This is a genomic window from Rhizobium ruizarguesonis (assembly GCF_012349115.1).
GTDB lineage: Bacteria > Pseudomonadota > Alphaproteobacteria > Rhizobiales > Rhizobiaceae > Rhizobium > Rhizobium ruizarguesonis.
This window is the reverse complement of record NZ_PQIG01000100.1, coordinates 175,840-192,818: the sequence shown is the minus strand read 5'-3', so window position 1 is coordinate 192,818 and position 16,979 is coordinate 175,840. Positions and strand designations below refer to the sequence as shown.

General features: G+C 62.1%; 10 protein-coding genes. 5 read left to right on the top strand and 5 right to left on the bottom strand.

Annotated features, from left to right (window positions below; all coding sequences use genetic code 11):
- Positions 1 to 39: 39 nt before the first annotated feature.
- The 4 genes from C3Y91_RS26965 to C3Y91_RS26950 form a co-directional block, all read right to left on the bottom strand.
- Positions 40 to 1,518: a sugar ABC transporter ATP-binding protein gene (locus C3Y91_RS26965; protein ID WP_024321093.1), complete on the bottom strand. Its 1,479-nt coding sequence runs from the start codon at positions 1,516 to 1,518 to the stop codon at positions 40 to 42.
- 490 nt (positions 1,519 to 2,008) lie between these two features.
- Positions 2,009 to 3,140 (bottom strand): peptide chain release factor 2 gene (prfB, locus tag C3Y91_RS26960; protein ID WP_128404385.1). Its coding sequence is split into 2 segments (ribosomal slippage): positions 2,009 to 3,070 and positions 3,072 to 3,140, totalling 1,131 coding nucleotides; the frame shifts between segments, so codons are not numbered across the junction.
- 102 nt (positions 3,141 to 3,242) lie between these two features.
- Entirely contained in the window at positions 3,243 to 5,702 is a 2,460-nt protein-coding gene (locus tag C3Y91_RS26955; protein ID WP_024321094.1) for a penicillin-binding protein 1A, read from the bottom strand.
- A 374-nt stretch (positions 5,703 to 6,076) separates the two neighbouring features.
- Positions 6,077 to 7,333 carry an N-acetylmuramoyl-L-alanine amidase gene (locus C3Y91_RS26950; protein WP_168576033.1) on the bottom strand — a complete coding sequence of 419 codons (1,257 nt, stop codon included), beginning with the start codon at positions 7,331 to 7,333 and terminating at the stop codon, positions 6,077 to 6,079.
- Between the two features lie 624 nt (positions 7,334 to 7,957).
- Between C3Y91_RS26950 and C3Y91_RS26945 the strand changes: the two genes are divergently transcribed.
- Entirely contained in the window at positions 7,958 to 10,819 is a 2,862-nt protein-coding gene (locus tag C3Y91_RS26945; protein WP_024321095.1) for an Rne/Rng family ribonuclease, read from the top strand.
- A 170-nt stretch (positions 10,820 to 10,989) separates the two neighbouring features.
- Here C3Y91_RS26945 and C3Y91_RS26940 read toward each other — a convergent pair whose 3' ends face one another.
- Complete coding sequence (locus tag C3Y91_RS26940) at positions 10,990 to 12,648, bottom strand: acyl-CoA dehydrogenase family protein (protein WP_168576032.1); 1,659 nt, start codon at positions 12,646 to 12,648, stop codon at positions 10,990 to 10,992.
- Between the two features lie 179 nt (positions 12,649 to 12,827).
- On the opposite strand from C3Y91_RS26940, the gene C3Y91_RS26935 reads away from it, so the two are divergent.
- From C3Y91_RS26935 to dprA, 4 genes are all read left to right on the top strand, one after another.
- Complete coding sequence (locus C3Y91_RS26935; protein WP_018069495.1) at positions 12,828 to 13,784, top strand: aspartate carbamoyltransferase catalytic subunit; 957 nt, start codon at positions 12,828 to 12,830, stop codon at positions 13,782 to 13,784.
- Positions 13,781 to 15,070 (top strand): dihydroorotase, encoded by a 1,290-nt coding sequence (locus C3Y91_RS26930; RefSeq protein WP_024321097.1) that lies wholly within the window; start codon positions 13,781 to 13,783, stop codon positions 15,068 to 15,070. The genes C3Y91_RS26935 and C3Y91_RS26930 overlap by 4 nt, the downstream gene beginning before the upstream one ends.
- A gap of 78 nt (positions 15,071 to 15,148) precedes the next feature.
- Entirely contained in the window at positions 15,149 to 15,769 is a 621-nt protein-coding gene (gene plsY, locus C3Y91_RS26925; RefSeq protein WP_017963882.1) for a glycerol-3-phosphate 1-O-acyltransferase PlsY, read from the top strand.
- Complete coding sequence (dprA, locus tag C3Y91_RS26920; protein WP_018494098.1) at positions 15,769 to 16,911, top strand: DNA-processing protein DprA; 1,143 nt, start codon at positions 15,769 to 15,771, stop codon at positions 16,909 to 16,911. The genes plsY and dprA overlap by 1 nt, the downstream gene beginning before the upstream one ends.
- Positions 16,912 to 16,979: the final 68 nt, after the last annotated feature.

Below are 16,979 nucleotides of genomic sequence, written 5' to 3'. Positions count from 1 at the left end.
GCTCGCTCCTCTGGCGCCGTACGGATGACCTGATCCTGATCAGGTCGATAAGTGGACGAGTGATTGGGCATCCGTTTCCTCCCGGCTGTAAATTCCCGCGCTCCTGCCGGCGCGCATCACCATGATACGGTCCGACATGCCCAGAACTTCGTCGATTTCCGATGAGATCATCACGACCGTTCCGCCGGCCGCGGCAAAATCACAGATGATGCGGTAGATTTCGCGCTTGGCGCCGACATCGACGCCACGTGTCGGCTCATCGAGGAGCAGCACCTTCGGATTGCGCAGAAACCATTTTCCGAGCACCACTTTCTGCTGATTGCCGCCAGACAGGCCCGAGACCGGCATGGTGTCACGGGCGGCCTTGATCTGAAATTGCGCCTGTATCCGACGGCTGGCCTCGGCCTCGAGACGGCGGCTCATGGCAAAGGAAGGGCTCATCTCCGGTAAGCTTGCCATGCAGATGTTGGCACGAACGGAGTCGGAGAGATTGAGGCCCGTGAGCTTGCGATCCTCCGTCACCAGCGCCAGGCCATTTGCCATCGCATCCGCCGGCTTCGACACGGAGATGCGGGCACCGTCGACCACGATCCTGCCGTCGGAGGATTTTTCGAGGCCAAAAAGGCAATTGAAGATCTCGGTTCGCCCCGAGCCCATCAGCCCGTAGATGCCGAAGATCTCGCCCTTGCGGGCGGAGAAGGAAATGTCCTCGATCTTGTTCGGGCAACTCAGCGCCGTAACCTCGAGGCCGGTTTCGGATGTGGGCGTATTGGTCTTGACATATTCCTCGGCCAGCTCCCGGCCAACGATCATCCGGATGAGATCAGGACGGCTGATCTGCTTGAGGTCTCCGCTGCCGACATAGGCACCGTCGCGAAACACGGTATAGGAATCGGCGATCTGGAAGATTTCCGAAAGCCGGTGCGAGACATAGACGATGCCGCGTCCCTGCCCCTTCAGGCGCCGGATGGCCGCGAAGAGCTGCTGAGCCTCTTTCTCACCGATTGCCGAGGTTGGCTCATCCATGAAGATGACCTCGGCATCGTGGCTTAGCGCCTTGGCGATCTCGACGAGCTGCATCTGCGCAACGGAGAGGTTCATCATGTATTGGGTGGCGCGGATATCGAATTCGAGATCGTCGAGAAGCCCTTGGGCGGAGCGGTTCATCGTCCGGAAATCGATACCGCCGAAACGTGTCGAGGGCTCGCGGCCGAGATAGATGTTTTCCGCCACCGTCATGTGCGGAACCGGACTCAGCTCCTGCTCGATGATGGCAATGCCGGAGGCGAGCGCGTCGGCGGGACCGGCAAAGTCCACGTCCTTGCCACGACGGCGGATCGAGCCAGCATCGCGATTATGGATGCCCATGAGGATTTTGAGAAAGGTCGACTTGCCTGCGCCGTTACCGCCGCAAAGTGCGTGGACCGAGCCGGCGCGAAGTTCAAAGCGGCCGTCGCGCAATGCCGCGACACCACCAAAGGACTTCTTCAGCCCTTCCACATCCAGCAAAAGCTCCACCCTCTTCTCCTCCACACATGCACCGGCAACCGATTGGCGGGAGCCGATCGACATCGGTGATCTCCAGCCCCGATATCAATGATGACATTATTCGACACTGACTCGACAAATGTCAAGTCAGTGTCGAACATATAAATGCGAGGGCGGCCTCAGGGGCAAATCGCACCACGAGAATCCGCAGTGAGAAGACCTGCACTCACGGGCCAGGCGGAGGATCAATGAAAATCAGAAGACGCACAGGAAAGATCGCCATAGGCGCCGATAGCGCGGGCAAACCTCTTCTCGATGTCATTTAAGCGCGTCTCGATGAGCTGAAGCGGTTGGTTATGCGTCGAGCAAGGGCTGTGATCGCCTCAACGATCTATAGCGCCGCGCGTCTTTTCAGACGCGCAAAGGACGCCCTTAACACTTTGAATGGACTGTCCAAGGCCTTTCAAAACAAAAGCCCCGTCTCCGGGGCTTTTGTTGTCTCAATCCATCGACAATCCGATCAGTCGACATCCTCGACAACCGCGTCGGCGGCGCCGCTGATGCGGTGAGCGAGGGCTGCTTCCATGAACTCGTTCAGGTCGCCGTCGAGAACGTCGTCCGGCGCGCTGCTGGCGACGCCGGTGCGCAGGTCTTTGACCATCTGATAGGGCTGCAGCACGTAGGAGCGGATCTGGTGGCCCCAGCCGATCTCGGTCTTGGAAGCGGCTTCGGCGCTGGCGGCGTCCTCACGCTTCTTCAATTCGGCTTCATACATGCGGGCACGCAGCATATCCCAGGCCTTGGCGCGGTTCTTGTGCTGCGAGCGCTCCTGCTGGCACTGCACGACGATACCCGTCGGAATATGCGTAATGCGCACGGCCGAGTCGGTGGTGTTGACGTGCTGGCCGCCGGCACCCGAGGAACGGTAGGTGTCGATGCGGCAGTCGCTTTCGTTGATCTCGATCTGGATCGAGTCGTCGACAACCGGGTAGACCCAGATCGACGAAAAGGACGTATGACGACGCGCATTGCTGTCGTAGGGCGAGATGCGCACCAAGCGGTGCACGCCCGATTCCGTCTTCAGCCAGCCATAGGCATTGTGGCCCTTGACGAGCAGGGTCGCGGACTTGATGCCCGCCTCTTCGCCGTCATGGACTTCGAGAAGCTCGACCTTGAAGCGCTGGCGTTCGGCCCAGCGGGTGTACATGCGCAAAAGCATGTTCGCCCAGTCCTGGCTTTCGGTGCCGCCGGCGCCGGAATGGACTTCGAGATAGGTGTCGTTGCCATCGGCTTCGCCGGAGAGCATGGCTTCCACCTGGCGGCGCCCGGCCTCGGCCTTCAAGGCCTTCAGCGTATCCTCGGCTTCCTTGACGACGCTCTGGTCGCCCTCTTCCTCGCCAAGCTCGATCAGCTCGATATTGTCGTTCAGCTGCTGCTCGAGCTGCTTGACGCCGTTGATGCCGTCATCGAGCTGCTGGCGTTCGCGCATCAGCTTCTGCGCTTCGGAAGCGTCGTTCCAGAGGTTCGGATCCTCTGCCTTGTTGTTCAACCAGTCCAGCCGTCTTATCGCCTGATCCCAGTCAAAGATGCCTCCTCAGCAGGGTGATAGCCTGCTTGGTTTCATCGACCACGTTTTCGATTTCCGCTCGCATTTTCCTGCTTCTCTGTCTCGGTCTTCTTCAGGTGCTGGTGACATAGAGACGCCCGCCGCGGATGTAAAGGGCCGCGGCGGGCGTGCAAAATTCAGGCCTCGGTCAGAACAGGCCGGGCGTGCCGGTCTGTACGGCCTGGTTCGCCTGCGGCGAGGTCTTCAGTATCTCTTCCGGCGCCATGGTGCTGTCCATGCCGATGACGGAGAAGCTGTCGGCCGGGCCGGTCCCCGGCTTGAAAGCCTCGATGATGGTGTTCGGATCGCCGTCGACGGCCGCCATGCCGGTCTTACGGTCGATCGAGATCAGATTCATGCCGGGCGGGATGACGAACTTCGATTCCGGCATGTCCTTGACGGCGGTCTGCATGAATTCGTTGAAGATCGGCGCCGAAAGTACGCCGCCGGTGCCGCCGCGGCCGAGCGGGGCCGGCGTATCGAAACCCATATAGAGGCCTGCGACCAGATCCGGCGTGAAGCCGACGAACCAGGCATCCTTCTCGTCATTGGTCGTGCCGGTCTTTCCGGCGACGTCGCGGCCGCCGAGATCGACCTTGCCGGCAGCAGTGCCGCGCTGGATAACGCCCTGCATCATCGAGGTGATCTGGTAGGCGGTCATCGGGTCGAGCACGGTTTCGCGGTTGTCGACGATATTCGGCTCTTCCTGGTTCTGCCAATCACCGGCATTGCAGCCCTCGCACAGACGCTCCTCATGCCTGAAGATGGTCTTGCCGTAGCGGTCCTGGATGCGGTCGATCAGCGTCGGCTTGATCTGCTTGCCGCCATTGGCAATGACCGAATAGGCCGAGACCATGCGCAGCACCGTCGTATCGCCGGCGCCGAGCGACATGGAGAGAACCGGCATCATGTGGTCGTAGATGCCGAAGCGTTCGGCATATTCTGCGACGATATTCATGCCGAGATCGTTGGCGAGGCGCACCGTCATCAGGTTGCGCGAATGCTCGATGCCCGAACGCAGCGTCGACGGGCCGCCGGATTCGCCGCCGTAGTTTTCCGGCCTCCAGACTTGGCCGCCCGAGACGATTTCGATCGGCGCGTCCATGATGACCGAAGCCGGCGTATAACCATTGTCCATTGCCGCCGCGTAGACGAAAGGCTTGAACGAGGAGCCCGGCTGGCGCATCGCCTGGGTGGCGCGATTGAATTCGGACTGGGCATAGGAGAAGCCGCCGACCATGGCGAGCACGCGGCCGGTCTTCGGATCCATGGCGACCAGGCCACCTTGCACCTTCGGCGGCTGCTGCAGGCGATAGGAGGTCGACGCGTCGTCACCGAGCTTTGCGACATAGACAACGTCACCGGGGGACACGGCGCCGACCGGCGATTTCGTGGTCTTGCGGGCGCCGTCGGCCGAACGGAAGGCCCACTGCATGTTCTTGGCGTCGATTGTGCCGCGCTGGCGATCGGCCGCAACCTTGCCGCTGCCATCCTTGGCCGGCTGCAGGCCGATGTCGACGGTGCTGTCTGACACGGCGAGTACCACGGCAAGCCGCCATTCCGGCACATCGGACAGTGCGGGAATATCGGCAAGCGCCTTGCCCCAATCACCGCTCGCATCGATCTGCTTGATCGGGCCGTGGAAACCGCGGCGCTCGTCGTAAGTGACCAGACCGTCCTGCAGCGCCTTGCGGGCAGCGAGCTGCATCTGCGGATCGAGCGACGTGCGCACCGAAAGGCCGCCCTCATAGAGGACCTTTTCGCCGTACTGGTCAATCAGCTGGCGGCGCACGGCTTCGGCGAAAAAATCCGAAGCAAAGAGCGAGGGGCCGGTGGTGCGGGCGGTGACGCCGAGCGGCTGCTTCTTGGCTTCCTCGCCGTCAGGTTGGCTGACATAGCCGTTCTCGACCATCCGGTCGATCACCCAGTTGCGACGCTCGAGCGCTGCTTCCGGATGGCGGAAGGGATGATAATTGGCCGGGCCTTTCGGCAGCGATGCCAGATAGGCGGCTTCGGCGACGGTCAGTTCGGTGACGGATTTGTTGAAATAGGTGAGTGCTGCGCCGGCGATGCCATAGGAATTCAGACCGAAGAAGATCTCGTTCAGGTAGAGTTCGAGGATCTTGTCCTTACTGTAGGCCTGCTCGATACGGAAGGAGAGGATCGCTTCCTTGATCTTGCGGTCGATCGTCTGGTCCGAGCTCAAAAGGAAGTTCTTGGCCACCTGCTGGGTAATTGTGGAGGCACCGACCGGGCGGCGGCCGGAACCGAAATTCTGCAGGTTAACGAGGATGGCGCGGCCGAGGCCGGTGAGATCAACGCCCGGATGATTGTAGAAATTCTTGTCTTCGGCCGACAGAAAAGCCGCCTTCACTCGGTCGGGAATAGCCTGGATCGGCAGGAAGAGACGCTTTTCCTTGGCGTACTCGGCCATCAGGGCGCCGTTGCCGGCATGGACGCGGGTCGTCACCGGCGGCGCATAGCTGTTCAGAACGGCATAGTCCGGGAGATCCTTCGCGACATTGGCGAGATAGATGGCAACACCCGCCGCCGCGACCAGAAACAGGACGCAGGCCATTCCGAAGAAATATCCAAAAAGTCTAACCATATTTCAGCTACCGGTCTCTTCGATCTTCAATCGGCGCAGCCGCAACGATTGCACAGATCAAGGCAATTTGCACGTTGCGCGGCTTACTCTATGAGCGCTACCGCCACAAGCCGATTTCGCGCCTCAGGCTGCGAAACATAAGCCGGAGTAACGGCGCGAATGTGAGCAAAATAGGGCTGTCTGCGCCGCATTCACCGCTGCGGCCGCGTTTCATTAGAACTGTCACATCCAAGCAACGCCCGTCCCCACCGCCAATCTGGGGTATCTTGCTCAGAATTTGATTCATGCGGCGCACTTAAATCTTTGTTTTTATGAATCTTTGTTTTTATGCGGCCGCCGTGCCGCAACCGCTACAGATTTTTGGGCGGCGGCCGTCAGCCGCCATTCGCCATGACGGCGGCGCGGTATCGCTTCACTGCGTCGGTCAAGAGACCGGCGATCTTGCCGCGCCAGGCCTCGTCGAGCAGCAGCTTCTCGTCCTCGGCATTCGAGAGGAACCCGATCTCGAGAAGGATCGACGGCACGTCAGGGGCCCGCAGCACGCGGAAGCCGGCATGACGGTGCGGATTGTTGATGGTGCCGACCTGATCCTTGAAGGAATTCAGCACACTCTCGGCCAGTGAGATGGAGAAGGCCTGTGTCTCGCGCCGCGTCAGATCGAGCAGGATGTCGGCGACCTCGGGCGGCTCGGCAACCGTCTCCTTGCCGGCGATCTGGTCGGAGAGGTTTTCACGTTCGGCAAGGTCGGCGGCGAGCTTGTCGGATGCCCTGTCGGAGATCGTGTAGACGGTGGCGCCGCGGATATCCTTCTGCTTCAACGTGTCGGCATGCAGCGAAATGAAGAGGCCGGCATGGTTCTGGCGGGCGATCAGCACGCGCTGCGAAAGCGACAGGAACTCGTCATCCTCGCGCGTCAAGAAGGCCTTGATGCCTGGTTCCTTGTTCAGCCGGTCGGTCAAAGCCTTGGCGAAGGCAAGCGTCACCTGCTTTTCCTCGGTCTTGGTATCGACGCCGATCGCGCCGGTATCGATGCCGCCATGGCCGGCGTCGACGGCAATGACGAAATCGCCGGGAGCAGCTTTTTCCGGTGCCGGAATGGCGCTCGTCGTCTGCGCCGCCTCAGTCCGATCGCTCCAGGATTGCGTCTTCACCAATTCGGCAAAGGCCTCCTTGTCGATCATCTCGGCATCGAGCACGAGGCGATGGCCGTTGCCCGTCTCATCGGCCTGCACCTTGGCAAGCGCCAGCTTCACCGGCCCTGCCGTCGTCAGCACGATGCGGGCGCTCTCCTCGTCCATCTTGCCGTAGCGGATATCCTTGAACAGGCCGCGGGCGGCAAGATCCTTCGCCGGAAAACCGAAGGCGGTCGCCGGCAGGTCGACGACGATGCGTTCCGGATTGGCGATATAATGGACCGAGAAACGCGGCTCGCGATCGAAATCGATGACGATGCGGGTCCTTGCATCGTCGCCGACGATGCGCGCGCCATAGGCAAGCAGCGGATCCCTGGCCTCGACGGAGCTCGCAGCGACCGGCAGGAGACTGGCGGCCAAAAGCGCCGCCAGAACCCGCCTTGCGATTGTCGATCGCCGCGCTGCGGATTTCGCCGCGATCCGAGCCCTCTTAAACAATAAACCGCCACACCCTATTTGTATTGCAATGGACCCGACGCGGCTGCGGCGAACGTCGCTGTGACGAAACACCCGCTGCAGCCTGCCGAATCGCGATCACTTTATCCCCAGCTTCTATGCGTTGCGAAATCCATCAATATTATGGCACATTTGGCTTTTCCCTTGCTATTGTGACACAGAAAACATACAACGAATTTCAGGGTAAAGTGTTGACGGGATAGAGTCGCCGCAAAGGCTGCCAGCCAGATCAGGACCTGGCGCCACACCGGCCATCGTCCGCCGTCTCATGCGCTTAATCCCTAGAACTGGATCCTGATTTTCCGGCTTATTGTCGGAATTCATTGGTGGATCAGCCACCACGCTCTCAGGGAGCAAACTCATCGGACCCGAACGGGTCTTCGTATTTGTCGATCACGCTTGGTTGTTGATGGTTTCGCAGCAGGTTTTATCTGAAGTGTACAGGCCCCGGACCGAAATGGTTCCGGCTGCGGTCTGGCTGCTGCCCTCCCCCTCGCATCAGGCGCGACTTTCATTATCCGGCGCGGCCACTGCGGACCGCATTCTTTCTGTCTCAACAGCAGTCGGGAATGCGCTCTCGCGGCCACGCCGAGGAGCACAGCTTACATGGCAGACAAAATGCTTATCGATGCGTCTCACGAGGAAGAGACGCGCGTCGTTGTCGTTCGCGGGAACCGCATAGAAGAATTTGACTTCGAGTCCCAGCACAAGAAGCAGATCCGCGGCAACATCTATCTTGCAAAGGTAACGAGGGTCGAGCCCTCGCTGCAAGCCGCCTTCGTCGATTATGGCGGCAACCGGCACGGCTTCCTGGCCTTTGCCGAAATCCATCCCGACTATTATCAGATACCGCTTGCCGACCGTCAGGCGCTGCTTCGGGCCGAAGCCGAGGAGCATCGCCGCGACGAAGACGTCGAGCATGTCGAAACCGCACCGATGGTCGATCTTTCCAAGCAGGATCAGCCGGATGTCGGCATCGTTCCGGCGGAGGCGCCGGAAACGGCTGCCGTAACGGAAGAGACGGCAGCGGAAGAGACCGCGGCCGCCGAGGAAGCGCCTGCGAAGAAGGCAAGGCCGCGCCGCAGCCGCAAGAAGGTCGTAGAACCGGCCGCCGAAACGACCGCGACCGAGGACGCTGTTCCCACAGACGTCGAAGCCGAAGGCGCGTCGACTGTCGACAATGAGGATGACGGTTCGACCGGCGGCGCGATGGCCGCGATGGTGGAAACCGACTCGATCTCCGAAGACGTCGATACCAGCAAGCGTCGCCACGATGATGACGACGATGATGACGATCACGGCGAAGAGGAAGTCATCGAATCCGTCGGCGCCGAAGATGCGATGGAAGAAGTGCCGGACCGCGTGCAGCGCAAGCCGCGCAAGCAGTACCGCATCCAGGAAGTCATCAAGCGCCGCCAGATCCTGCTCGTGCAGGTTGCCAAGGAAGAGCGCGGCAACAAGGGCGCAGCCCTTACCACCTATCTTTCGCTCGCCGGCCGCTATTCAGTGCTGATGCCGAACACGGCGCGCGGCGGCGGCATTTCCCGCAAGATCACCAACCCTGCCGACCGCAAGCGCCTGAAGGAAATCGCGCGCCTGCTCGAGGTGCCGCAGGGCATGGGCGTCATCCTTCGCACCGCCGGTGCCAACCGCACCAAGGTCGAGGTCAAGCGCGACTTCGAATATCTGATGCGCCTGTGGGAGAATGTGCGCACGCTGACGCTGGCGTCCACCGCTCCCTGCCTCGTCTATGAGGAAGGCTCGCTGATCAAGCGCTCGATCCGCGACCTCTACAACAAGGATATCAGCGAAGTCATCGTTTCCGGCGAAGAAGGCTATCGTGAAGCGAAAGACTTCATGAAGATGCTGATGCCGAGCCATGCCAAGGTGGTTCAGCCCTACCGCGACATCCATCCGATCTTTTCACGTTCCGGCATCGAGGCTCAGCTCGACCGCATGCTGCAGCCGCAGGTGACGCTAAAGTCCGGCGGCTACCTGATCATGAACCAGACCGAAGCGCTGGTCTCGATCGACGTCAACTCCGGCCGCTCGACCCGCGAACATTCGATCGAAGACACCGCACTGCAGACGAATCTCGAGGCTGCAGACGAAGTCGCGCGCCAGCTTCGCCTTCGCGACCTTGCCGGCCTGATCGTCATCGACTTCATCGACATGGAAGAGAAGCGCAACAACCGCGCTGTCGAGAAGAAGCTGAAGGAATGCCTGAAGAACGACCGCGCTCGCATCCAGGTCGGCCGGATCTCGCATTTCGGTCTGCTCGAAATGTCGCGTCAACGCATCCGAGCTTCGGTTCTCGAATCGACCACGCAGGTCTGCTCGCATTGCGGCGGCACCGGCCATGTGCGCTCGCAGTCCTCCGTCGCGCTGCATGTCTTGCGCGGCATCGAGGAATATCTGCTGAAGAATACCACGCACAACATCACCGTGCGCACCACGCCTGACATCGCGCTCTACCTGCTCAACCACAAGCGCCAGACGATCATCGATTACGAAAGCCGTTTCGGCGTCGCAATCGTCATCGATGCAGACGGTTCGGTCGGCGCACAGCATTTCGCGATCGATCGCGGCGATCCGGTGGAAAACCCGGTCAAGATCGAAACGCTCTTCAACTTCGCAGCCATTCCTGAGGACGACGACGACGATATCGTCATCGAAGTGGATGAGGAGGAAGACGAGGAACTCGAAGAAAAGACGGCCGTTGCCGAACGGCCCGTCGCAGCACGCTCGGAAGGCGAAGCTGACGGCAACCGCAAGCGCAAGCGCCGCAGGCGCCGCCGTGGCCGCAACGGCAATGCCGAGCAGCCGGCATCGGCAGCAGGCGAAGCCGGCGACGAGGATGAGGACGGTGACGACGAGGGCAGCGAAGGTGATGAAAACACCGAAGCTACGCCTGAGACACGCGCCGAAAGCGAGGAATCGCAGCGCCGCAAGCGCCGCCGTCGCGGCAAACGTGGCGGCCGTCGCAATCGCGCCGAGGATGGTTCCGAACTGACGGCTGGCGAAGCCGGTGAAGACAATGGCGGCGACGAGGACGATGGCGACGACGTTTCGAACGACGGCGCTCCGAGCGAAGCTGTAGCGGTCGAGGCGATTGCCGAGCAGGCTGACGAAGGTCAGGCCGCGATGGCAGCCGTCGAGAGCGTGGCTGTTATAACCGAAGAAGTGAAGCCCGCCCGTACCCGCGGCCGCCGCAAACCGGCCGCAGCGCCGGTCGAGGAACCAGTTGCAGAGACGGCACCTGTGGCCGAGGCCGAACCGGAATTGGTTGAAGCCTCCGCCGATCTCGAAACGCCAGTTCAGGAAGAGGCAAAGCCGGTTCGCGCCAACCGCGAATCCAACATCTCCTCCTCCGAGCCAACGGTGAAATCCACCCGCGTCGAGAATGGCGAAGGCGATGACGGCAAGCCGAAGAAAGCCGGCTGGTGGCAGCGCCGTGGCTTCTTCTGAACGCTGATTTTCGGACGTAAACACTGAAATCCGGCCGCGGCGACGCGGCCGGATTATTGTTTATGGCGAGGATTTGTCGCGACCGGCCCGATGATAAACGGTGATTATCGTCGACAGGTCAATCCGATGGCCGAGCGACTCGGCCTCAGGATCGCCTGACCCGCTTGCGGTCAGGCGGCAGGCGGATAGAGCAGGTCGACGATGTAGCTGGCGTCGAAGCGGGAATCGAGCATGCCGTAGGTGGAGCGCCAGCCGCCGGCAAGACGCGTCTCGATGAAGGCATCGGCAATGCGCCCTGCCCCAAGCCGATAGAGTTCGGCGGCACCGGCGGCGAGCGCCAGTTGTTCGACGAGCAGGCGCGCGGCGCCCTCATCCTGTTCACACAGCGCAATTGCGGCGCGCAGCACGTCGATCGTCTTCTTGCCGGCAGGGCCGAGATCGCGGGCAAGGCCGGCGAAGACCGTTTCGAACAGATCCTTGCCGCGGTTGAGCACGCGCAGCACGTCAAGCGCCATGACGTTGCCGGAGCCTTCCCAGATGGCATTGACGGGAGCCTCGCGGTAATGGCGGGCAATCGGGCGTTCTTCGATGTAGCCATTGCCGCCGATGCATTCCATCGCCTCGTAGATCAGCGCGGGCGCGATCTTGCAGCACCAGTATTTGGCGACCGGCGTCATGACGCGGGCATAGGCTGCTTCCTCGGCATTGCCGCGCGCCTTGTCGAAGGCGTCGGCAAGACGGAAGGACAGTGCCGTCGCGGCGGCAACATCGAGCGCCATGTCGGCGAGCACGCGCGTCATGATCGGCTGGTTGACGAGCATCTTGCCGAAGACGCTGCGGCCGCGGGTGTGGTGCACGGCTTCGGCGAGCGAGGCGCGCATCATGCCTGACGAGGCCAGCGCGCAGTCGAGGCGGGTCAGCGTCACCATGTCGAGGATCGTGCGGATGCCGGCATCCGGCCCACCGAGCAGGAAACCGAACGTGTCGCTGAACTCGACCTCGGACGAGGCGTTGGAGCGGTTGCCGACCTTGTCCTTCAGCCGCTGGAATTGCAGGCCGTTGGCGGAACCATCCTCCAGAAGGCGCGGCACGAGAAAACAGCCCATGCCCTCCTTCGTCTGCGCCAGCATGATGAAGGCATCGCTCATCGGCGCCGACATGAACCATTTATGGCCGGACAGCCGGTAGATGCCCTCGCTGACCTTTTCGGCAGCGCTCCTGTTGGCGCGCACATCTGTGCCGCCCTGTTTTTCCGTCATGCCCATGCCGATGGTCACGGCGGATTTCTGCATGGCGGGCTTGTTCGACGAATCATATTTGCGCGAGAGAATTTTTGGCGCCCAGTCCTTCTGGACCGCGGGCGAAGCCGAGAGCGCCGCAACGGAGGCGCTCGTCATCGTCAGCGGGCAGAGATGGCCGGATTCCAGCTGCGACGTCAGATAAAACCGCGCGGCACGAACCTTGTGGGCCTCGTCCTTGGCATCGGTATCGGCCTGGGGATCCCAGACGGAGGAATGCAGGCCGACCGACATGGAGCGGCGCATCAATGCATGCCAGGCAGGATGGAATTCGACGACGTCGAGGCGCTCACCGCGCGGACCGTGGGTGCGCAGCTGCGGCGCGCCCTGGTTTGCCATGCGCGCCATCTCCTGCGCCTCCGGCGAGGTGACGTAGCGGCCCATGTTTTCCAGGTCTTCGCGGATGCCGCGCGGCAGGGCCGCCGTCAGATCGACGATCAACGGATCGGATCGATAGGCATTGATGCCGGACCACAGGCTCGGCTGGTTGAGTTCTGCGAGTTTGTCGTCAGTCCGGTTGGCGGAGGTCATAATTCGCTTCTAGTGTAAGAACCCGGCAAAGGGAAACCGGAAGTTATGATTCGGTTCATTCTGCTCTATCGGAATTCGGGCGAAAATGCATGGGGACATAAGCCTTTGCCCACAGCACATGCTTGCCCCGGCGGGCAGCACTCTTTATAGACCCGCCAGAGACAGCAAGAGGCAGGGTCATGGTCTTTTTCCCCCACCGCCACCTCATCGGCATCAAGGGCCTCACCGAGCAGGATATCACCTATCTTCTCGACAAGGCGGACGAGGCCGTCAAGATCAGCCGCCAGAGAGAAAAGAAGACGTCGACGCTGCGCGGGCTGACGCAGATCAACCTCTTCTTCGAGGCATCGACTCGCACGCAGGCCTCCTTCGAGCTTGCCGGCAAGCGGCTGGGCGCCGACGTCATGAACATGTCGGTCGGCAATTCCTCGGTGAAGAAAGGCGAAACGCTGATCGACACGGCAATGACGCTGAATGCCATGCGCCCCGATGTGCTGGTGATCCGCCATTCAAGCGCCGGCGCGGCCGCCCTTCTCGCCCAGAAGGTCTCCTGCTCGGTCGTCAACGCCGGCGACGGGCAGCACGAACATCCGACCCAGGCACTGCTCGACGCGCTGACGATCCGCCGCGCCAAGGGCAAGCTTTCGCGTATCATCGTGGCGATCTGCGGCGACGTGCTGCATTCGCGGGTGGCGCGCTCCAATATCCTGCTGCTCAACGCGATGGGCGCCCGCGTGCGTGTCGTCGCGCCTGCGACTCTCCTGCCGGCCGGCATCGCCGAGATGGGCGTCGAGGTCTTCCATTCGATGCAGGAAGGGCTGAAGGACGCCGACGTCGTGATGATGCTGCGGCTGCAGCGTGAGCGCATGTCCGGCGCCTTCGTGCCTTCGGTGCGCGAATACTTTCACTTCTACGGTCTTGACGCCGAAACGCTGAAAGCGGCGAAGGACGATGCCCTGGTCATGCATCCCGGCCCAATGAACCGCGGCGTCGAGATTGCCTCGGAAGTGGCGGACGGGCCGCAGAGCGTGATCGCCGAACAGGTGGAAATGGGGGTCGCGGTGCGCATGGCTGTCATGGAGACGCTGCTCGTCTCGCAGAACCAGGGTCCCCGAAGCGAGGGAATGATGGCATGAGCAACCCGATCGTCCTCAAGAACGTCCGCATCATCGATCCGTCTCGCAATCTCGATGAAGTCGGGACGATCATCGCCGAAAACGGCGTGATTCTCACCGCCGGCCACAAGGCGCAGAACCAGGGCGCGCCTGATGGAGCCGTCATCCGCGACTGCACGGGCCTTGTCGCGACGCCGGGCCTCGTCGATGCGCGCGTCCATGTCGGCGAACCCGGCGGCGAACACCGTGAGACGATCGCCTCGGCGAGCCGGGCAGCGGCGGCCGGCGGCGTCACCTCGATCATCATGATGCCGGACACCGATCCTGTTATCGACGACATCGCGCTCGTCGAATTCGTCAAGAAGACGGCGCGGGACACAGCCGCCGTCAACGTCTATCCGGCAGCCGCCATCACCAAGGGCCTCGCCGGCGAGGAGATGACGGAGATCGGCCTCTTGATGCAGGCAGGCGCCGTCGCCTTTACCGATGCCCATTCCAGCGTCCACGACACGCAGGTGCTGCGCCGGATCATGACCTATGCGCGCGAATTCGGCGCCGTCGTCTCCTGCGAAACGCGCGACAAATATCTCGGCGCCAACGGCGTCATGCATGAGGGGCTTTTCGCCAGCTGGCTCGGGCTCTCCGGCATTCCAAAGGAAGCCGAACTCATCCCGCTCGAACGCGATCTCAGGATCGCGCAGCTGACGCGCGGCCGTTATCATGCCGCGATGATCTCGGTGCCGGAATCGGTCGAGGCGATCGAACGCGCCCGCAGCCGCGGCGCCAAGGTGACCTGCGGCATCTCGATCAACAATCTGGCGCTCAACGAAAACGACATCGGCGAATACCGCACCTTCTTCAAGCTCTATCCGCCGCTGCGCCCGGAAGATGACCGAGTGGCCATGGCCGACGCCCTTGCGAACGGCGCGATCGATATCATCGTCTCCTCACACGACCCGCAGGATGTCGATACAAAGCGCCTGCCGTTCGGCGAGGCGGAGGACGGCGCGATTGGCCTCGAAACCATGCTGGCGGCAGCCCTCAGGCTTCACCATGGCGGCCAGGTGAGCCTGATGCGCCTGATCGACGCCATGTCCACCCGCCCCGCGCAAATCTTCGGCCTCGCGGCCGGCACGTTGAAGCCGGGCGCTGCGGCCGATATCGCGCTGATCGATCTCGATGAGCCTTGGCTTGTCGCCAAAGACATGCTTCTCTCCCGCTCGAAGAATACGCCGTTCGAGGATGCGCGCTTCAGCGGACGGGCGGTCGCAACATACGTCTCGGGAAAGCTTGTCCACGCAATTTAGGATCGACACCATCGCCGTCCATCCCGCAGCGGAAGAAGGTCGGACCTGAGGATAAGTCACGGAGGGGCTGAGGGGCATATGTTATCCAATCTCATGTCATGGCAGATCACGCTGCCGATCGCGCTTGCCGCCGCTGTTATCGGTTACCTCTTCGGCTCGATCCCTTTCGGTCTGATCCTCACGCGCGCCGCCGGCCTCGGCGACGTGCGCAGCATCGGCTCCGGCAATATCGGCGCGACCAATGTGCTCAGAACAGGAAACCGGTCGCTCGCCGCGGCGACGCTGCTGCTCGATGCGTTGAAGGCATCGGCCGCAGCCTGGATCGTCGGCTATTTCCTCGGTGAGGAGGCCGCGATCATCGCCGGCTTCTTCGCCTTCATCGGCCATCTCTTCCCGGTCTGGATCGGCTTCAAGGGCGGCAAGGGTGTCGCCACCTATATCGGCACCCTGCTCGGCGTCGCGCCGATCATGGTCGTGCTCTTCGCTGCCGTCTGGCTGGCGGTCGCTTTCACTACCCGCTACTCCTCGCTGTCGGCGCTGGTCGCCATGCTTGTCATTCCGGTTGCGCTGTGGATACTGGGTAACGAAAAGGTTGCGGCTGTCATGGCGATCATGACCCTCATCTCCTACTGGAAGCACAAGGCGAATATTTCCCGCCTGATGAGCGGGACGGAAAGCAAGATCGGGGCAAAGGGATAATGGATGCGCTGAGCGCGGGACCAAAAGGCGTCGTGCTGACCGAACGGCAGAGAATTGCCTGGCTGCGCCTTATCCGTTCCGACAATATCGGCCCTGCCACCTTTCGCGACCTCATCAATCATTTCGGCTCGGCCGAGGCAGCGCTTGCCGCACTGCCGGAGCTTTCGGCGCGCGGCGGCGCCACACGGGCAATCCGCATCGCCAGCGAGGCCGAGGCGCATCGGGAACTGGAGGCGGCGCATCGCTTCGGCGCCCGCTTCGTCGGCATCGGCGAGCCGGACTACCCGCAAGCGCTGAAACAGATCGACGGCGCGCCGCCGCTTCTGGCCGTCAAGGGCGCACTTGCCGCCGCCAAACGCCCGGCCGTCGGCATCGTCGGCTCTCGCAACGCCTCGATCGCTGGTGCGAAATTCGCGGCGATGGTGGCGCGCGACTGCGGTCGGGCGGGTTATACAGTGGTCTCCGGCCTGGCACGCGGCATCGACACATCAGCCCACCGGGCAAGCCTCGACACGGGCACGATCGCGGCGCTCGCCGGCGGCCTCGACCAGCCCTACCCGCCGGAGAATATCGGCCTGCTCGAGGAGATAACCGGCGGCAACGGCCTGGCGGTGAGCGAAATGCCTTTCGGTTGGGAGCCCCGCGCCCGCGATTTCCCGCGCAGGAACCGGCTGATCGCCGGTATCGCACTCGGTCTCGTCGTCATCGAAGCGGCATCGCGTTCGGGCTCGCTGATCACGGCACGGCTTGCCGGCGAGTTCGGCCGCCTGGTGTTTGCCGTGCCCGGCTCACCGCTCGATCCGCGCTGCCATGGCACCAACGGCCTGCTGAAGGAAGGTGCTTCGATCGTCACCGCACCCGCCGATGTCATCGAGGCCCTGGCGCCGCTTACGCAATTCGACCTGTTCTCGTCATCGATGGCAGAGGAGCCTGCGCGTGACGGCAAGCCCATATCGGTGCCACCAGGCGATTCCGATCGAACCCGCATCATCGATGCGCTCGGGCCGACCCCGGTTGAGATAGACGACGTCATCCGTCATACCGGCCTCTCGGCATCCGCAGTCTATCTCATCCTTCTGGAACTCGATATATCAGGCAGACTGCACCGGCATCAGGGCGGCCTTGTCTCGCTTTCCGATTGAACCTTGCGCGACATCAGGCGGTGGCTTTGCGAATTGCCGAACCCTGTGTCGAAAAACCTTTGCCAACC

What these genes read in the sequence shown, in the direction of transcription:
- C3Y91_RS26955 (WP_024321094.1), bottom strand. Translation starts at nt 5,702, where the DNA reads ATGGTTAGACTTTTTGGATATTTCTTCGGAATGGCCTGCGTCCTGTTT.
- C3Y91_RS26945 (WP_024321095.1), top strand. Translation starts at nt 7,958, where the DNA reads ATGGCAGACAAAATGCTTATCGATGCGTCTCACGAGGAAGAGACGCGC.
- C3Y91_RS26940 (WP_168576032.1), bottom strand. Translation starts at nt 12,648, where the DNA reads ATGACCTCCGCCAACCGGACTGACGACAAACTCGCAGAACTCAACCAG.
- C3Y91_RS26935 (WP_018069495.1), top strand. Translation starts at nt 12,828, where the DNA reads ATGGTCTTTTTCCCCCACCGCCACCTCATCGGCATCAAGGGCCTCACC.
- C3Y91_RS26930 (WP_024321097.1), top strand. Translation starts at nt 13,781, where the DNA reads ATGAGCAACCCGATCGTCCTCAAGAACGTCCGCATCATCGATCCGTCT.
- plsY (WP_017963882.1), top strand. Translation starts at nt 15,149, where the DNA reads ATGTTATCCAATCTCATGTCATGGCAGATCACGCTGCCGATCGCGCTT.
- dprA (WP_018494098.1), top strand. Translation starts at nt 15,769, where the DNA reads ATGGATGCGCTGAGCGCGGGACCAAAAGGCGTCGTGCTGACCGAACGG.